This is a genomic window from Bradyrhizobium sp. 62B (assembly GCF_030272265.2).
In the GTDB taxonomy this organism is placed as follows: domain Bacteria; phylum Pseudomonadota; class Alphaproteobacteria; order Rhizobiales; family Xanthobacteraceae; genus Bradyrhizobium.
In genome coordinates this window covers 2,134,709-2,152,702 of record NZ_CP092841.2, presented here as the reverse complement: position 1 = coordinate 2,152,702, position 17,994 = coordinate 2,134,709, and the positions used below count along the sequence as shown (strand labels likewise).

Here is a 17,994-nt window from a genome sequence, read left to right as displayed (position 1 = left end):
TGCGATTAAACCTAGACCCGACACCGCCGCATCAGTTGATCCAGCTCAAACGGGGGCACTTTTGTTCGCCCCCGCCTGAACCGTTCGAGCCGCGGATCCGCTATTTTCCACCGCCGAGCGAGTGGACGTAGACCGCCATCGCCTTGATGGTGGCGGGATCGAGCCGCCCTTCCCAGGCCGGCATCACGCCGGCACGGCCCTGGCCGATGGTCTCGATCAGGCTCGCCTCTTCGGAGCCGTAGAGCCAGATCTTGTCGGTCAGGTTCGGGGCGCCCATCTCCTGGTTGCCCTTGCCGCCGTCGCCGTGGCAGGCGACGCAGTTTTCCGCGAAGATCTTCTCACCCTTGGCTTTGTCGAAGCCCTGACGGGTCGACAGGCCCGACAGCGACCGCACGTAATTGGCGACCGTGACGATCTCGTCACCCTTCAGCACGCCGTCCTTGCCGAAGGCGAGCATCTGGCCCTCATGCGTCTTGGCGTGACCGGAACGTGCACCGAACTGGATGGTCTGCATGATCTGGTCGAGCGTGCCGCCCCACAGCCAGTCGTCGTCGTTCAGGTTCGGATAGCCCTTGGCGCCGGCGGCGCCGGAGCCGTGGCAGGGCGCGCAATTGTCGCCGAACACGGTCTTGCCCTTGGCGCGGGCGAGCGCCAGCAAGGCCGGGTCCTTCTCGATGTCGGCGAGCGAGGCCGCTCCCAGCGCCGTCATCTTGTCACCGCGGATCTTCTCGAGATTGGCGAGTTCGACCGCGACGTCGGCGCGCGAGGAGTAGCCGAACATGCCCGTGGTGTTGCTGGAGACGAGCGGCCAGGCCGGATAGACGACCCAGTAGCCGATCGACCAGACGATGGTGAGGTAGAAGCAGATCACCCACCAGCGCGGCAGCGGCGTGTTGAGCTCCTTGATGCCGTCCCACTCGTGCCCGGTCGTGGACTTGCCGGAGACGGAATCGATGTCGCTATGATGATCGGTCATGGTCTCTCACTCCTCCCGCAACGGCAGGTGTGCTGCTTCATCGAAAGCAGCCTTGTTACGGGGCCAAAATGCGTAGGCGATGATCGCGAGAAAGATCGCGACGAACACCGGCGTCCAGATCGTCGTCACGAGCTCGGACGCTAGATTGTGGACTGACAGGATAGCTTTCATCGTACGTGCCTTCTCAGCGTAGATTGGCTTTCTCGTTGTAGATCTTGAAGTCGACCAGCGTGCCGAGCATCTGCAGGTACGCGATCAGCGCATCCATCTCGGTCGGCGTGCCGGCCTTGCCGTCGAAATTGCGCACGACGGCCTTGGCGTAGCGCTTGTTGAAGGCGTCGGTGCCGGCGTTCTCCGGATCGGCCTGGGCCTTCATATCGGCGGCGGCATTGGCGATCTGCTCGTCGCTATAGGGCACGCCGACGACCCTCAGCGTGCGCATGTCGCCGGCGATCGCATCCGGGTCGACCTCGGTCTTGCTGAGGAACGGGTAGCCGGGCATCACCGACTGCGGCACGATCGCCCGCGGGTTGGTCAGATGGGTGACGTGCCAGTCGTCGGAGTATTTGGCGCCGACGCGGGCAAGATCCGGGCCGGTGCGCTTGGAGCCCCACTGGAACGGGTGGTCGTACATGCTCTCGGCGGCGAGCGAGAAGTGGCCGTAGCGCTCGACCTCGTCGCGCAGGGGGCGGACCATCTGCGAATGGCAGAGATAGCAGCCCTCGCGGACGTAGACGTTGCGCCCCGCCAGCTCCAGCGGCGTGTAGGGCCTGACCCCGTCGACCTTCTCGATCGTGCTCTTGAGGTAGAACAACGGGGTGATCTCGACGAGACCGCCGATCGCGATCACCAGCAGGATGCCGACGATCAGGACGATCGAGTTCTTTTCGAAGACTTGGTGGCGTGTCCAGAACGACATTGCTTTAGCTCCTCATTCCGCCGGCTGAAGAGCGACGGGCATCTGAACTTCCTGTTCGCCGACGCGAACCGTCATCCAGAGATTGTAGGCCATGATCAGCGCGCCGATCAGGAACAGCCCACCCCCGGCGGCGCGGATGATGTAGAAGGGATGCATCGCCTCGACGGTCTCGATGAAGGAATATTCGAGGAAGCCGAGCGAGGTGTAGGCGCGCCACATCAGGCCCTGGAGGATGCCGGACACCCACATCGCCGAGATGTAGAGGACGATGCCGAGGGTCGCGACCCAGAAGTGCCAGTTGACGAGCTTCAGGCTGTAGAGGCCCTTGCGATTCCACGCCCACGGCACCAGGCAGTACAGCGCGCCGAAGGAGACGAAGCCGACCCAGCCGAGCGCGCCGGAGTGCACGTGGCCGATGGTCCAGTCGGTGTAGTGGCTGAGCGAGTTGACCACCTTGATCGACATCATCGGGCCTTCGAAGGTCGACATGCCGTAGAAGGCGACAGAGACCACCAGCATGCGCAGCACGGGGTCGGTGCGCAGCTTGTCCCAGGCACCCGACAGCGTCATCAGGCCGTTGATCATGCCGCCCCAGGAGGGCATCCACAGCATGATCGAGAAGGTCATGCCCAGCGTCTGCGTCCAGTCCGGCAGCGCCGTGTAGTGCAGATGGTGGGGACCAGCCCAGATGTAGAGGAAGATCAGCGCCCAGAAATGGATGATCGACAGCCGATAGGAATAGATCGGCCGCTCGGCGCGCTTGGGGATGAAGTAGTACATGATGGCGAGGAAGCCGGCGGTCAGGAAGAAGCCGACCGCGTTGTGGCCGTACCACCACTGGAACATGGCGTCCTGGATGCCGCCCCAGGCGACGTAGGACTTCGAGCCGAACACCGAGACGGGAAGCGCCGGATTGTTGCCGAGATGCAGGACCGCGATCGTCACGATGAAGGCGAGATAGAACCAGTTCGCGACGAAGATGTGCGGCTCCTTGCGCTTGATGATGGTGGCAAGGAAGACGAGCAGATAGGTGACCCAGACGATGGTCAGCCACAGGTCGGCGTACCATTCCGGCTCGGCATATTCCTTCGACTGGGTGACGCCGAGCAGATAGCCGGTGCCGGCGATCAGAATGAAGAAATTGTAGCCCACCACGACGAACCACGGCGCGAGATCGCCGGCAAGGCGCGCGCGGCAGGACTTCTGCACCACGTAGAAGGACGTCGCGATCAGCACGTTGCCGCCGAACGCGAAGATCACGGCCGAGGTGTGCAGCGGCCGCAGGCGGCCGAAGCTGGTCCAGGGCAGATCGAAGTTCAGAGCGGGCCAGGCCAGCTGCGAGGCGATGATGAGGCCGACCAGGAAGCCGGCAATGCCCCAGAACATCGCCATGAAGGAGGAGAACTTGATCGGACCCATATTGTAGTTGGGGCGACCGTTGATCTCCTCCGGCGGCAGCGCTGCCGGGCGATCGAGGTAGCGGTTGACGATGACGAACACCGCGGCCAGGCTCGCCGCCGCGCTGAGCGCGGCATGGAAGGCGAAGGGCGCATCGAGCGCCTTGGCTGCGGCGATCACGCAGAGGAAGGCGGTGACTGCGAACACGACAGCCAGGCCGCTTTCACCGATGGTCATGGATTTGGACATGGAGGGCTGGCTCATGCGGATTCTCTCTGAAAGAACACAGCGCCAGAAACCACATCCGCCCTCACCGGGAATTGATTTCAATCAAGAGCAGCACTTAAGTTCTTTGGATCCGTCGACGATCTTGCCCGTTCCCTCGAAGATCGCGGCGCACGAGGACGCCGGCCCGGCGTGACACGCGAACGGAAGCCGCCTCCGTAAATTCCCGGAGGCGACGATGACTCTCGATCAGGGATGATCCGTCAGTCCTGCGCCGTCGCCTTGAGTGCTGCGATGACGTCCTCGCGGGCGATGATTCCGACCAGCTTCTGCGCGCTGTCGAGCACGATGATGCTCCGGATGCGGTGTTCGACCATGATCTGGAGCACGCGCGTCAGGCGCGTGTCGGGACTGACATAGATGAACTCGGGCGTCATGACATCGCCGACCTTGCGGCTCATCAGGTCGTGATAGCGCGGCAGCATCTGGCTCGGCGTGAAGGCGAAGCACTTCAGGATGTCGAATTTGGTGACGATCCCCACCACCTGGCCGTCGTCCACGACCGGATAGGAGTTGAAATCGTCGGTCTCGAACATCTCGCTGAGCTCGAGCAGATCACGGTCGCGCTGCACCGCCTTGACGTTGCGCGTCATGTAGCCGTCGACGGTCTGTTCAAGAAATCTGTACACGGCGCGTCTCCTCGATTCGATTCCGGCCGGCCGTCAGTGCGACAGCAGCACGCTGCGGGCGGTCTGCGTGACCAGATACTGGGTGACGCCTCCCAGGATCAGTTCGCGAAACCTCGAATGACCATAAGCGCCCGCAACGATCAGGCCGGCATCGACGTCGCCCGCGACTTGCTCCAGTTGCGCGGCGGCGGTCTCGTTCCGGGCGCCCTCGCAGATGCGCGCCGTCGCGGTGACGCCGTGACGGGCGAGCCAGGCGGCCACGTCGGTGACGCCAGCCGTCACGACCGAACGGTCGTCGTCGCGCTCCGGAATTGTGGCGATGGTGACGTCCCTCGCCTTGCGCAGCATCGGCAGCGCATCGGCCACCGCCCGCCGCGCCTCCGGCGTGTCCTTCCACGCCACCAGCACGCTGCGCAGGTCGAGCCAGTTGGCCCGATCGGGGACGACGAGAAGCGGGCGACCGGCCTGCATCACCAGATCCTTGGGACTTGCGAGCGCGAACGCGTCGGAGAAGGCCGGGCTCTGCCCGCCGCTGACGACGATGTCGGCGCAGCGCGCCTGCGCCAGGGCGAATCGCGCCGGAAAGTCCATGGCGCTGCGCCACTCCGCATGTCCGCCACGATTCCTGGTCGCCGCACGGAATTGCGCCTCGAGGCCGGCCAGCCGACCCTTGACCGAAGCTTCGCCGTCGTCGATCAGCGCTTGCGCCTCGGCGCCGTCGGTGAAATAGAGCGGCGGTGCAAACTGCGCCGCGGCGACCCCGACGATGGCAGCCTCGAATCGTTCAGCAAGCTCACCGGCGACCTGAAGACGCGCTTCGTTGGGCTGATCGAGCGCCAGGGTGACCATCACCGTCGCGTATGTCATCGGAATTCTCCAGTGCAAAGACTTGGGTGAAGCTTACGCCTGCCTCCGCACATGGAGATGAGATAGATCAAGGAGGCCGCCGACGCCCGGCTTGCCGTCAACGGGCGGGCAACAGAACTTGCCTCCGGCCCGGCCTTGGGCGACATTAGGCGAGCGGTAATCCCGTCCGGGACCGCCGCATCAGGACAGGAGCATCATTTGTCGCCGACCCGCGTAACGCACTCGCAGGACGACGGTCGGGGCGAACGCTTTCGCGTTCGGATCGAGGGCTTTGGCGTCGGCACCTGGGATCTTGACCTCGCGACACGGGAATTGGACTGGTCCGACACCGCCAGGGCCTTGCTCGGCATCGAGCGGGATCAACCGGCGACCTACGATCTCTTCCTGTCGCGGCTTCAACCCACGGACAGAGAGCGGGTCGAGAGCGCAATCAAGCGGGTTTCCGAGCGTGGCGGCAGCTTCGACGTGTCCTTCAGGGTCACGAACGCCTCCGGCAGCGGGCAGTGGATCCGCGCCCGGGCCGGGGTTATCAGGGACGACGCAGGGACCGCCCGGCATCTCACCGGCATCTTTCTCGACATCGACGAGGAAAAGCAGGTCGAGGAGGCGCTCCGCACGCGCGAGACCCACCTCCGCTCCATTCTCCATACCATTCCTGACGCCATGATCGTGATCGACGGCCATGGCATCATGCAGCTTTTCAGCACGGCCGCGGAGCGCCTGTTCGGCTGGTCCGAGCACGAGGCGATCGGCCAGAATGTCAACATCTTGATGCCGGAGCCCGATCGCACCCGGCACGACAGCTACATCGCCCGTTACCGCACCACGAGCGATCCGCACATCATCGGCATCGGCCGCATCGTGACCGGCAAGCGCCGCGACGGCACGACTTTTCCGATGCACCTGTCGATCGGCGAGATGGAATCCGGCGGCGAGCCCTATTTCACGGGCTTCGTTCGCGACCTCACCGAGCATCAGCAGACCCAGGCCCGGCTCCAGGAATTGCAATCCGAGCTCGTCCACGTCTCCCGGCTGACCGCGATGGGCGAAATGGCCTCTGCGCTCGCCCACGAGCTCAACCAGCCGCTGGCGGCGATCAGCAATTACATGAAGGGGTCGCGGCGCCTTCTGGCCGGTAGCAGCGATCCCAACACGCCGAAGGTCGAAAACGCGCTGGATCGCGCGGCGGAGCAGGCCCTGCGCGCCGGCCAGATCATTCGGCGCCTGCGCGACTTCGTGTCCCGCGGCGAATCGGAGAAGCGGGTCGAGAGCCTGTCAAAGCTGATCGAGGAGGCCGGTGCGCTCGGGCTCGCCGGCGCGCGCGAGCAGAACGTCCAGCTCCGCTTCAGCCTCGATCCCGACGCCGATCTCGTGCTCGCCGACCGGGTGCAGATCCAGCAGGTGCTGGTCAATTTGTTCCGCAACGCGCTGGAGGCGATGGCGCAGTCGCCGCGCCGCGAGCTCGTCGTCGCCAACACCCGCGTTGCCGACGACATGATCGAGGTGGAGGTCTCCGATACCGGCTCCGGCTTCCGGGACGACGTCATTCCAAATCTATTCCAGACCTTTTTCACCACCAAAGACACCGGCATGGGCGTGGGGCTCTCCATCAGCCGCTCGATCATCGAGGCTCACGGCGGCCGCATGTGGGCCGAGAGCAACGCAGCGGGCGGAGCGACATTCCGCTTCACCTTGCCGGCAACCGACGAAAGCTGATTCATGACGACCAAGGGACATGTCTACGTCATCGACGACGACGCGGCGATGCGCGATTCGCTGAATTTCCTGCTGGATTCCGCGGGTTTCGGCGTCACGCTGTTCGATGACGCACTCGCCTTTCTCGATGCCCTGCCCGGCCTCGGCTTCGGCTGCGTTGTCTCCGACGTGCGCATGCCCGGCCTCGACGGGATCGAGCTGCTCAAGCGGATGAAGGCGCAGCAAAGCGCGTTCCCGATCCTGATCATGACCGGTCATGGCGACGTGCCGCTCGCAGTCGAGGCGATGAAGCTCGGGGCGGTCGACTTCCTGGAAAAGCCGTTCGATGACGACCGCCTCACCGCCATGATCGAATCGGCGATCCGCCAGGCCGAGCCCGCCGCCAAGAACGAAGCGGTCGCGCAGGACATCGCCGCCCGCGTCGCGTCCTTGAGCCCCAGGGAACGCCAGGTCATGGAAGGTCTGATTGCGGGCCTTTCCAACAAGCTGATCGCCCGCGAATACGACATCAGCCCGCGCACCATCGAGGTCTACCGGGCCAATGTCATGACCAAGATGCAGGCCAACAGTCTCTCGGAACTGGTCCGGCTGGCGATGCGCGCGGGCATGCTCAACGATTGAGGCAGGTCAAGGCACCTTCCCGGCGCAATGCTAGCCAGACATCATGATCGAGGTCAGCTCACATCCTGCGCGGCCGTCATCCCCCGCACGACCCACCGTCTTTGTGGTCGACGATGACGCCGCCGTCCTGGGATCCCTACGGTTCCTGCTGGAGACCGACGGCTTTGCCGTGCGGACCTTCAGGAGTGGCACGGCGCTGCTCAACATCGGCAGCACGGCAGGACCGGACTGTTACGTCATCGACTACAAGATGCCGGACATCAACGGCATCGAGTTGGCCGGCCGCTTGCGCAAATCGGACCGCCATGTGCCCGTGATCCTGATCACCGGCTACCCCGACGAGAACATCTCGGCCCGGGCTGCGACGGCGGGCATCAAAGACGTGGTTTTGAAGCCGCTTCTCGACGAAAACCTGGTCAAGTGCATCCGCCACGCCATCCAGGACCATCCCCGCGCCTGACCTACGGGATTCTACGTAAGGCGCCCCCCTTAAGATATCGATCGAAATTTTCGAAGCGCCGGATACCGCGTACCAAAGCGCCATCACAACGGAGATGGCGAAGATGCTGACCCAGACGATCAACACCCCGGCGATCAACACCCAGATTATCGGCAAGGCTGCTCCCGCCCATCCCGTCACCGACCAGTTCGGCGCCATCACCGGCCATGTCGGTCTGGTCGCGACCGAATTCTCCTACCGCAAGGACGAGGAGATCTATGGCGAGGACGAGCCGGCCGAATATGTCTACCAGGTCGTCTCCGGCGCAGTGAGCAGCTACAAGCTGCTTTCCGACGGCCGCCGCCAGATCGGCGCCTTCCATCTTCCCGGCGACGTGTTCGGCCTCGAATCCGGTCCCGCGCACCGCCTTGCTGCCGAAGCCATCATCGACACCACCGTGCGCCTCGTGAAGCGCGCCAGCCTCGAGAAGGCTGCAGGCACCGACGTCCAGGTTGCCCGCAAGCTCTGGGCGATGACGGCTGGCGAGCTGCGCCATGCCGAGGACCACATGCTGCTGCTGGGCCGCAAGACCGCGATGGAGCGCGTTGCGACCTTCCTGCTCGAAATGGACCGCCGCCTCGCCGTTGCCGGCATGATGGCGCTGCCGATGTGCCGCCGCGACATCGGCGATTATCTCGGCCTCACCCTCGAAACCGTGTCGCGCGCGCTGTCACAGCTTCACACCCAGGGCATCCTGGGCTTCTCCGGCGCCCGCCAGATCGTGCTGCGCAACCGTCAGCGCCTGCAACATCTCGACGCCTGATCCTAGCTTTCCTCCTCCCTACAACTTGGCCGGCCGAACTCGTTTCGGCCGGCCATTTTCTTGAGGCGGCGATCATGCCGTGCGTCGCGTCTCCGGCATCACGAAGAGAATCAGCAACAGCCCCGTCGCGGCAACGCCGGACAACCCGATGAAGGCGGTCGCGTTGCCGAACTTGTCGCTGACATAGCCGCCGAGCACCGTGCTTAGCGACGCGCCGATGCCGGTCGCGGTGCCGACGATGCCCTGGGCCAGGTTGAAATGGCCGCTGCCGAAGGCGACGTCCGCCACGATCAGCGGAATCATCACCGCGAACACCGCCGCGGTGATGCCGTCGAACACCTGCACGGCGACCAGCAGATATGGATCGCGCACGGTCGCAAACAGCAGGCCGCGAATCATCAGCGCGCCGAAGCCGATCAGAAGCAGAGGCCGTCGGCCCCATGCCTGCGCCTTGCGGCCGACGGTTGGCGACAGCAGCGCCACGATCGCCTGCGGGACGACGATGCAAAAGGCGACAAGCACCGTCGCCCATTGCGCGGACCGCGCCGTCACGGCGCTTGCCATCAGCGGCATCATCGAGGCGTTGGCGAGTTGCAACAGCAGCACGCTGAGGGCGAAGATGATGAGCGGACGCTGCCGGATCAGGTGCCAGATGTTGGTGTCGCCGCGCACGGCTGCGTCAGCCGGCATCTCGCCATGACAGCGCCTGATGTCGACCTCATTCTCGCGGATGCGCGAAAGCGCGATCAGGGTCGGAATCGCGAGCAGGAAGGTCACCAGGAAGACCGAGCGGCTCGACAACAGATAGCCCGCTGTGCCCATCACGGCCGCCGCCACGCCGTTGCCGAGCGAGGCAAAGCGCGCATTGCGGCCGAGCCGCTCGCCGATCGCGAACGGGCCGACCAGGCCAAGGCTGATCGCCGCAATCGCCGGCCCCAGCACGCAGCTCGCCGCCGCGTGCAAGGTGGCCGCGGCCACCACGACGGGGAAGATCGGCATTGCGGCATAGGCCAGCGCGCAAGCGCCGATGGTCGCGATCGCAAGGGCGGCAACCAGTCGCTCCGATTTCGCGGCATCGATGATCGCCCCGCCCGGCATCTGCCCGATCAACGCGACGATGCCGCCGATCGATAGCACGAGACCGATCTCGACCTGGGTCCATTTCTGGGTGGTCAGATAGACCGCGATGAACGGACCGAATCCGGTCTGCACGTCAGCGAGGAAGAAGATGAACCAGTCGAGGCCACGCAGGCTCTGGCGCGACGGCGCCGGGATGCCAGCGACCGATGGCGCGGCGACGTCGTCCTGTTCAACGCGGCCCTCGCGATCTGCATGGTTCGGCTTCCTCGACAACAGCACAGGCGGTCAGCCCTCCCCGCACCTCACTGGATTGCTTGCAGCGGTTGAAGGCTGCCGGACGCACCGAGCACGACGATCGGCGTGTCTTCCTTGTATTCCGGCGCGGCCGCGACCTGCGCCTTGGTCAATTCCAGCGTGATGCTGTCCTTCTTGTTGGCGATCTTGCCGAAGCGTAGCGCGTTCCAGTCCACCACGATCTTGCGGCTACCGACGCCGAGAAACCCGCCGAAATCGATGGCCGCGGCGCGGACATGGCCGGTGCGATCGACGATGACGTCGACGATGCGGCCCATGTCCTCGCCGGCCGCACTGCGCACGTCGCGGCCGAGCACGCCATGGGCCTCGCTCGCGCCGATGATGGTCACCGACGGCGGCGGGGCGGCATCCTTCGGCGTGACCGGCACGGTCGAGGCTGGCGGCTGGGTCGCCGGCGCATTGGCCTCACTCGGGCTTGTGGGCGGCTCGTCCGCGGCGTGCGAGGTCGCGCCCGCCAGGCTCGCAACGATGGCTATGCCCAATATTCCGATCGCACGCATGACGCCCTCCATGCGCGCCGCTAGCGCGCCAGCACGATCGAGACCTGGATCTGGCCGCGCGTGCGCAACACCTCCAGCGCCACGTCGTCGCCATGGCGGCTGACGCGAAGATCGACGCTGGACTCGCCCAGACGCAGATCGCGCAGGATCACCTCGTTGAGGAACGCCGGCAAATGCGGGTTGCGCAGGCGAATCTCGCCGCGCGCCACGTCGAACTCGATGCCGAGCGCCGCTTCCAGCAGCGTGAACGGCGTCGCGCTGGCCCAGGCCTGCGGCGCGCAGGCGACCGGATAGAGCGTCGGGCCGCGCCGCTTCTCGCGCCGGAAGCCGCAGAACAATTCGGGCAACCGGCGCAGGTCCATGTAGGTCGCCGCGTCGAACAGCCCCTTGAAGACGTGCGCCACCGAGTGCTTGAGGCCGTAGCGTGCGAGCCCGAGCGCGATCAGCGCGTTGTCGTGCGGCCAGATCGACCCGTCATGGTAGGACATCGGGTTGTAGCGCACTTCGCCCCGCGCGACAGTGCGGATGCCCCAACCCGAGAAGAAATGCGGCCGCATCAGATCGGCGGCGACGAGGCGGGCGCGGTCCTCGCGGATCATGCCGCTGAACAGCACCTGACCGGCGTTCGAGGTCCGCACCTTGCAGGGCCGCTTCTTGCCGTCGAGGGCGAGCGCATAAGTGCCGAGTTCCTCGCACCAGAATGCCTTCTCGAAGCGTTCGGCCAGCGCCCTGGCGTCGGCCTCGAGCTTGCGCGCACGGTCCGGCTTGCCGAGCCGCAAGGCGCAACGCGCGGCGAGCTGCTTGGCGGCGTAGACGTAGCCCTGGACTTCGGCGAGCGCGATATTGCCTTCCGCGAGCTGGCCGTCGGCATGGAAGATCGCGTCATACGAATCCTTCCAGCCCTGGTTGGCCAGCCCCTTCTCGGTGGCGCGCTGGTACTCGACGAAGCCGTCCTTGTCAGGATCGCCCGGACCGTCGATCCAGGCCAGCCCCGCCTCGATCGCCGGCCATAGCTCGATCAAGGTCTTCTCGTCGCCGGTCCGTTCGAAATAGCTCCCGGCCAGCAGGACGAACAGCGCGGTCGAATCGACGCTGCCGTAATATTGCGCGAACGGCACCTCTCGCAGCGCCGCCATCTCTCCGCCGCGCATCTCATGTAGGATCTTGCCGGGCGCGGCATCGGCAAGCGGATCGACCGCCTTGGCCTGGAAATGCGCGAGCCGGCGCAGGACGCCCTTGGCGACGCGCGGATCGACCCACAGCATCTGCAGCGCGGTGATCAGGCCGTCGCGGCCGAACGTCGTGGAGTACCAGGGAATGCCGGCATAGGGATAACGCCCCTGCGGCGTCTCCGTCATCAGCATGTTGAGGTCGGCCATGGCCTGGCACAGCACCTCGTTGAAGATGTTGTTGGAGGTTTCGATGCTGGCGGCGCCCATCGTGGACTGGCGCATCTCGCGGCGGTGGGCGAGTAAGCCCCTGAAAAAGCGCGCGGGCTTCTCCGCGACCGGCCGGTTGCAGGATACGGCCACGAACAGCGATTTCGATTCGTGAGGGTCCAGTTCGAGCTGCCAGGTCGCCGCGTTCACCGACAGCCGCGTCGGACGCGGGTCGAAATGCAGCCCCGTGGTGCGCTCGGTGTCATCGAGACCGCGATACTCGAACAGCACGTCGGTCGGCCCGAGCAGTCTGCTCGTGCCGGTCCCGCGGCGCGGCCTGCGCTCGCCGCGCACCTCGAACAGGTCGGCAAAATCGTTGTCGAACAGCAGCGTCAGCTCGAAGCTGGCGCGCCGCTCGCCATGGTTCTGCACACCGATGCGCTGATAGGCGGTGTCGCGCCACAGGAAGATCGTGCGCACGATGTGCAGCAGATCCTTCTGCAAGACCAGGCTGTCTCCCCGGTAAATGTCCGGATTGGTCAGATCGATGGTCAATGCCGAATTGTCGTCGCGCAGGTTGGAGCCGAGCAGCAGCGGCTGGAGATCGTCGAGCACCAGCTCTAGCCGCGCCAGATGCCGAGTATCGTGATGGAACAGGCCATCCGGCCCGCCGGCCGACGCGCCGATGTCGCCATGGCTGTCGAGCACGATGAACATGTCGTCGTGCTTGAGGGACCGCCGCGGCCGTGCCGAGGGCCCCGTCATTGGAATATAGAAGGGTTGCTCCGCGACCTGTTCCGAGGTCCGCGTTACGGAGACGAGTTGGGTTACGGCTTCAGCCGACATGAGCAGCTCCCCTGCGCTTGTTTTGAAACGCGACCGACTCGATAACGCGACTGTTGGCTTTACGCGGCGGCTTGCGCGAGCCGGCTCATTTCCTGCGTGACCAGTTCACGATAGGGGCCATGACCCTGCATGAGGCGCTCGGGCGATCCGTCTTCGATGATCTTACCATTTCTCAGCACGACAACGCGATCGAAATTGCGCAGCGTCGCCAGCCGGTGCGCGATCGCGATCACGGTGCGGCCGCGCATCAGGCGCGACAGCGCCTCGCGGATGGCCTCCTCGGACTCGCTGTCGAGCGCCGCGGTGGCCTCGTCCAGCAGCAGGATCGGCGCGTCCTTCAGGAAGGCGCGCGCGATCGCGATGCGCTGGCGCTGGCCCCCGGACATCTTGACGCCGCGGTCGCCGACCATGGTGTCGAGGCCTTCGGGCAGGCTGTCGATGAAATCGCAGCGCGCTGCGATCGCCGCCCGCAGCACCTCGTCGTCGGTGGCGTTCGGCCGGCCGTAGCGGATGTTCTCGCGGATCGAGCGATGGAACAGCGAGATGTCCTGCGGCACGACGGAGATCGCCTCGCGCAGGCTCTGCTGCGTGACCTTGGAGATGTCCTGGCCGTCGATGGTGATACTGCCTTCGTCGGTATCGTAGAAGCGCTGCAGCAGCGTGAACAGCGTCGACTTGCCGCCGCCGGACTGGCCGACCAGGCCGACCCGCTGGCCGGGCTGGAGCCGCAGGCTGAAGCGCTCGAAAATCTTGTCGCCGCCGGGATAACCGAAGGTGACGTTATTGTATGCGATCGCGGCGCCGCTCTTGACGAGAGGTTCCGCCTCGGGGTGGTCGCGCAATTCGTGAGGCACCAGCAGCGTAGCGATCGCCTCGGTCAGCCGCGCGACGTGCTGGGTGACATCGACCAGCGCAACCGCGAGATCGCGCGTCGCGCTCAGGATGGAGATACCGAGCGTACAAACCAACACGACGTCACCGGTGGTCGCCTCGCTCTTCTGCCAGAGCGTGATGGCCCAGGCCATCAATGCGATCGTCAGAACCACAGTCACTGCGGCGTGCAGCAGCCGCAGTTTCTCGAGGTATCGCAGGCTGCGGCTCCGCGCCGTCAGTTCGCGGTTCACGGTCGCGTCGAACCGCTCATGCTCATGGCCGATGCCGCAGAAGGCGCGGACCAGCGGCATGTTGCTGATGACGTCGATCATCTCGCCGTCGACCGCGGCGGCCTTGTCGGCGAAGTCGTCATGCAGCGGTTTGCCGGCGGCGGCGAGGCGGAACATCGCGAGGACCATGCCGCCGGCGATCACGCTCAGGCCGAGCGCCATGTAAGGACTGACGGTTCCAATCAAGGCGATTGCCGCAACTGTGGCAATGCACGGCGGCAGCACGTTCCAGACGAACATGTTCTCGACCGTGAACACCGCGTTCGACGTCGCCGTGATGCGGCTCGTCAGCATGCCGGGCATGCGGTCGGAGAAGTAGCTCGGCGCGTGCCCGGTCAGATGACGAAATATGTCACGGCGTAAATCACCCGTGACTCGAACGAAGGTGAAGCTCGCCGTCCAGCTCGCAATCCGCCACAGGAAATTGTCGGCGGCGATCAGCGACATGAGTAAAATGAATGCCAGCCATACGCCACCGTTCTGCGACGGGCCAGCAGACAAGGCGTCGACCAGGGATTTGACCCCGTATTGCGTGCCTACGGAGCAGGCAACCGCTGCAACGACCGCGGTCAGGATCACCAGATGCGACGCCATTCGCATCCGAAGATAGCGCAAGACGAAGGCAAATGGTCTGCGCGCGTATCCAGAAAGATGATCCATGTGGCTATCGCCCCGTTATGCTTGGTTTTCGTTTGTTACTGATCGACTGAACATCGACCTCTTCGCCTCGGTTCCCGGGCCGGGCGATCACGACATGCGGATGCGGACGATCTGAGAAGATGTCGTGGCAGCATCGAGACGCTCCGCGGACGTGTCGAATAAGTAACGTTCGCAGGGAGGAACTTCGCAACTGCGGGAACGTTCCCTTCTCTGGCATGCCGGTGCCGTACTGGCGGGGGTTTCAACTTTCATGATCGCAGAGGAGATGGTGAGATGCGCATCGCGCAGGTAGCTCCGTTGACGGAGGCTGTTCCACCCAAGCTGTATGGCGGCACCGAGCGGGTGGTGCATTGGTTGACGGAGGAGTTGGTAGCGCTTGGTCACGACGTGACGCTGTTCGCCAGCGGCGATTCCCAGACCTCAGCCAAGCTGGATGCGCTGTGGCCGAAGGCCCTTCGTCTCGACGGTTCCGTGCGCGATCCCAATGCGTTGCACATGGTGCTGCTGGAGCGCGTGCGGCAGAAATGTGACGACGAGGAATTCGACTTCCTCCACTTCCATCTCGACTATTATCCCTGGTCGTTGTTCCACCGGCAGCCGACGCCGTTCCTGACCACGCTGCACGGCCGGCTCGATCTGCCGGAGCATCAGCCGGTCTTCAACACCTTCTCCAAGATGCCCGTCATCTCGATCTCCAACGCGCAGCGGCGGCCGGTGCCGCAGGCGAACTGGGTGACGACGATTCATCACGGCCTTCCGGAGAACCTGCTGACGCCGAAGCCGGCGAAACAGGAATATCTCGCCGTGCTCGGCCGCATCGCGCCCGAGAAGGGCGTCGACCGCGCCATCAAGATCGCGACTCATTGCGGCATTCCGCTGAAGATCGCGGCCAAGGTCGATCGCGCCGACCAGGATTACTACGACGAACTGATCCGGCCGATGATCGAGAACAACCCGCTGGTGGAGTTCATCGGCGAGATCAGCGATCACGAGAAGTCGGATTTCCTGAGCGGTGCGCTCGGGCTTCTGCTGCCGATCGACTGGCCGGAGCCGTTTGGTCTCGTGATGATCGAAGCCATGGCCTGCGGAACGCCGGTCATCGCCTTCAACCGCGGCTCGGTGCCTGAAATCATCGACGACGGGCTGACCGGCTTCATCGTCGAGGACGTGCTCAGCGCCGCCGGTGTCGTCAGCCGCCTCGCGCAACTCGACCGCGCCGCGATCCGCAAGCAGTTCGAGACGCGCTTCACCGCGCGGCGCATGGCGCTCGACTATCTCGCGGCCTACCGTAGCCTCGCCGAAAAACAGGCGCCGCGGATCAAGCTGGTGAGCAGCGCGGAGTAGCGCTGAGGCACTTGCTACTCTCGTGTCCCGGACGCGCTGCGCTGCGCCCGGGACACGAGCCCTCTACACCACCACCGTCCGCTTCGGCTCGACGATCTCGAACATCCTTGGAAACTCGTCCATCAGGCCCATCAGCTCGGCAAGCTTCATCGGATTGCCCGCGAGCTGGACCTTGCCGGCGGCGACGGCTTCCGGAAAGCTCGTCAGCTTGGCGATCACCTCGTCGAGCGTTGCGCGCGCCAGCGTGAAGCTGGCATCGGCGCCTTCCGCCTGCACGCCCTCGGTGTAAGTCAGCGCGCAATTCTCCAGATTCAGCACGAAGCTCTCGCCGGTGTCGGAAAAGCGCCAGTTCAAGACGATGTGCTTGCCCTCCGCCTTGGGGCCGTTGAGGCGGATACCCAGGACGTCCCAGAGCTGCGAGGTGCGCAGCGCGGCCAGCGTCTCGCGTGGCATCGGCGGACGCGCCGGCACCTTCGGCATGCCCTGCCGCAACTCCTGCGCGCCGAACAGATAGGCGTTGCGCCAGGTCGCGCTTTCGGCGGCGTAGCCGAGCTGCTCCAGCGTATCGGCAAGCAGATCGCGCGCCGCCGTGTTATCCGGTTCGGCAAAGACGAGATGGCCAAGCACCTGGGCGACGAAGCGGAATTCACCCTTGTCGAAATCGGTACGCGCCCGCGCCAGAATGGCCTCGGCGCCGCCCATATACGCGACATACTTCCTGCCTGACTCGACCGGCGGCAGCGGATCGAGATTGACCGGATTGGCGTCGTACCAGCCGAGATATTTCTGGTAGATCGCCTTCACATTGTGGCGGATGTGGCCGTAATAGCCGCGCCCGTGCCAGGCCCCCTCCAGGCTCTTCGGCAGGCGGATGGTCTCGGCGATCTCGGCGGCGTTGAGGCCGTGATTCATCAGGCGGATGGTCTGGTCATGCGCGAATTTGTAGAGGTCGCGCTGCTGCCGGATCATCGTGCCGATGCGCTCGCGTCCCCACACCGGCCAGTGATGCTGGCCGCACATCGCCTCCGCCTTGCCGTCCCACAGTTGCAGGGCCTCGCCCAGATATTTCGACCAGGCCAGCGCGTCGCGCACGTCGGCACCGCGGAACGGCAGCAGGTTGTGAAAATTGTGCGTGCAGTTCTCGGCGAGGTTCAGAACCTTGTAGCGCGGGATGAAGAAATGCATCTCCGCGGGCGCTTCGCTGTTCGGCGCCATCTGGAATTCGAACGCGACGCCATCGATCACACGCGTATCGCCGGTCGCCATGATCAGGTCGGTCGGCCGCAGCAGCGCGACCGATCCTGCCGCCATCGACTTGCCGAGCCCGCAATCGACCTGTCCCCGCGCGCCCTTGGCGAGCAGCGAGCCGAACTGATACTGCGCCCGGCGCAGCATCGCCGGCCCCGCAATGATGTTCTCGGAAACGGCATGTTCCATGAACAGATTCGGCGCGATGATCGGCACGCGGCCACTTGCCAGCGCATCCTCCTCCAGCACGCCGCGCGCGCCGCCCCAATGGTCGGTGTGCGTGTGCGTGAAGATGACGGCCGCAACAGGCTTCACCCCCCGATGCCTGAAATAGAGATCGAGCGCGGCGCGCGCGCCCTCGATCGAGGTCAGGGTGTCCACGACTATGACGCCGCTGTCGCCCTCGATCAGCGTCATGTTGGCGATGTCGAGCCCGCGCACCTGGTAGACGCCGGGCACGACCTCGAACAGGCCGTGCTGCATGTTGAGACGCGACTGCCGCCACAGGCTCGGATTGACCGTGGGCGGCGCCTCTTCATTGGACAGGAAGCCGTAAGGCTGCAGGCTCCAGACCGTCCGCCCTTGCGGGTTCGTGATCGCTGCGTTCTCGACCGTGCCGAGGAAGCCGCGCGCGGCATCGTCGAAATCCTGCGTGTCGGAAAACGGCAGCGCGTTCAGCATCGCGTTCTGCTGCGCGATGACGGAAGGTGTCGCGTCCTTCGGCTCGCCGCTGCGTTCAGTCATGCTGGCATCCTCCCGGCTTGTCGCGCGGCATCTAACCGCATC

16 protein-coding genes are annotated in these 17,994 nt (G+C 64.9%); 5 read left to right on the top strand and 11 right to left on the bottom strand.

Annotated elements, in window-relative coordinates:
* Nucleotides 1–100: 100 nt before the first annotated feature.
* From ccoP to ML401_RS10195, 6 genes are all read right to left on the bottom strand, one after another.
* On the bottom strand, nt 101–976 hold the full coding sequence (gene ccoP / locus ML401_RS10220; protein ID WP_212065381.1) for a cytochrome-c oxidase, cbb3-type subunit III: 876 nt from the start codon (nt 974–976) through the stop codon (nt 101–103).
* 6 nt (nt 977–982) lie between these two features.
* On the bottom strand, nt 983–1,147 hold the full coding sequence (locus ML401_RS10215) for a cbb3-type cytochrome c oxidase subunit 3 (protein WP_194406882.1): 165 nt from the start codon (nt 1,145–1,147) through the stop codon (nt 983–985).
* A 13-nt stretch (nt 1,148–1,160) separates the two neighbouring features.
* The gene (gene ccoO, locus ML401_RS10210; protein WP_212065382.1) at nt 1,161–1,895 is read right to left on the bottom strand and encodes a cytochrome-c oxidase, cbb3-type subunit II; all 735 of its coding nucleotides are present in this window, start codon (nt 1,893–1,895) and stop codon (nt 1,161–1,163) included.
* A 12-nt stretch (nt 1,896–1,907) separates the two neighbouring features.
* Entirely contained in the window at nt 1,908–3,557 is a 1,650-nt protein-coding gene (gene ccoN / locus ML401_RS10205) for a cytochrome-c oxidase, cbb3-type subunit I (RefSeq protein WP_259205025.1), read from the bottom strand.
* A 224-nt stretch (nt 3,558–3,781) separates the two neighbouring features.
* The gene (locus ML401_RS10200; protein ID WP_211417866.1) at nt 3,782–4,207 is read right to left on the bottom strand and encodes an HPP family protein; all 426 of its coding nucleotides are present in this window, start codon (nt 4,205–4,207) and stop codon (nt 3,782–3,784) included.
* 33 nt (nt 4,208–4,240) lie between these two features.
* Nucleotides 4,241–5,074, bottom strand: coding sequence for a universal stress protein (locus tag ML401_RS10195; RefSeq protein WP_259205023.1), 834 nt, complete (start codon nt 5,072–5,074; stop codon nt 4,241–4,243).
* 198 nt (nt 5,075–5,272) lie between these two features.
* Between ML401_RS10195 and fixL the strand changes: the two genes are divergently transcribed.
* The 4 genes from fixL (at nt 5,273) to ML401_RS10175 (ending at nt 8,673) form a co-directional block, all read left to right on the top strand.
* On the top strand, nt 5,273–6,790 hold the full coding sequence (gene fixL / locus ML401_RS10190; protein ID WP_211417868.1) for a sensor protein FixL: 1,518 nt from the start codon (nt 5,273–5,275) through the stop codon (nt 6,788–6,790).
* 3 nt (nt 6,791–6,793) lie between these two features.
* Complete coding sequence (gene fixJ / locus ML401_RS10185; RefSeq protein WP_194406876.1) at nt 6,794–7,411, top strand: response regulator FixJ; 618 nt, start codon at nt 6,794–6,796, stop codon at nt 7,409–7,411.
* A 43-nt stretch (nt 7,412–7,454) separates the two neighbouring features.
* Complete coding sequence (locus ML401_RS10180; protein WP_285811788.1) at nt 7,455–7,871, top strand: response regulator; 417 nt, start codon at nt 7,455–7,457, stop codon at nt 7,869–7,871.
* Between the two features lie 103 nt (nt 7,872–7,974).
* Nucleotides 7,975–8,673 carry a helix-turn-helix domain-containing protein gene (locus ML401_RS10175; protein ID WP_194406874.1) on the top strand — a complete coding sequence of 233 codons (699 nt, stop codon included), beginning with the start codon at nt 7,975–7,977 and terminating at the stop codon, nt 8,671–8,673.
* 72 nt (nt 8,674–8,745) lie between these two features.
* On the opposite strand, the gene ML401_RS10170 is transcribed toward ML401_RS10175, so the two are convergent.
* From ML401_RS10170 to ML401_RS10155, 4 genes are read right to left on the bottom strand one after another with little or no spacing between them, the layout of a single operon-like run.
* Nucleotides 8,746–10,032, bottom strand: a complete 1,287-nt coding sequence (locus tag ML401_RS10170; protein WP_194406873.1) for an MFS transporter — start codon at nt 10,030–10,032, stop codon at nt 8,746–8,748.
* Nucleotides 10,033–10,055: 23 nt separating this feature from the next.
* A complete protein-coding gene (locus tag ML401_RS10165) occupies nt 10,056–10,568 on the bottom strand; it encodes a PRC-barrel domain-containing protein (RefSeq protein ID WP_285811784.1) in 513 nt (170 codons plus the stop codon).
* Between the two features lie 20 nt (nt 10,569–10,588).
* Nucleotides 10,589–12,793, bottom strand: a complete 2,205-nt coding sequence (locus ML401_RS10160) for an amylo-alpha-1,6-glucosidase (protein WP_285811782.1) — start codon at nt 12,791–12,793, stop codon at nt 10,589–10,591.
* Between the two features lie 59 nt (nt 12,794–12,852).
* The gene (locus tag ML401_RS10155; protein WP_211417874.1) at nt 12,853–14,616 is read right to left on the bottom strand and encodes an ABC transporter ATP-binding protein; all 1,764 of its coding nucleotides are present in this window, start codon (nt 14,614–14,616) and stop codon (nt 12,853–12,855) included.
* Between the two features lie 273 nt (nt 14,617–14,889).
* On the opposite strand from ML401_RS10155, the gene ML401_RS10150 reads away from it, so the two are divergent.
* Nucleotides 14,890–15,960: a glycosyltransferase family 4 protein gene (locus tag ML401_RS10150; RefSeq protein WP_212065388.1), complete on the top strand. Its 1,071-nt coding sequence runs from the start codon at nt 14,890–14,892 to the stop codon at nt 15,958–15,960.
* Nucleotides 15,961–16,023: 63 nt separating this feature from the next.
* On the opposite strand, the gene ML401_RS10145 is transcribed toward ML401_RS10150, so the two are convergent.
* On the bottom strand, nt 16,024–17,952 hold the full coding sequence (locus ML401_RS10145; RefSeq protein ID WP_212065389.1) for an alkyl/aryl-sulfatase: 1,929 nt from the start codon (nt 17,950–17,952) through the stop codon (nt 16,024–16,026).
* Between the last annotated feature and the right edge of the window lie 42 nt (nt 17,953–17,994).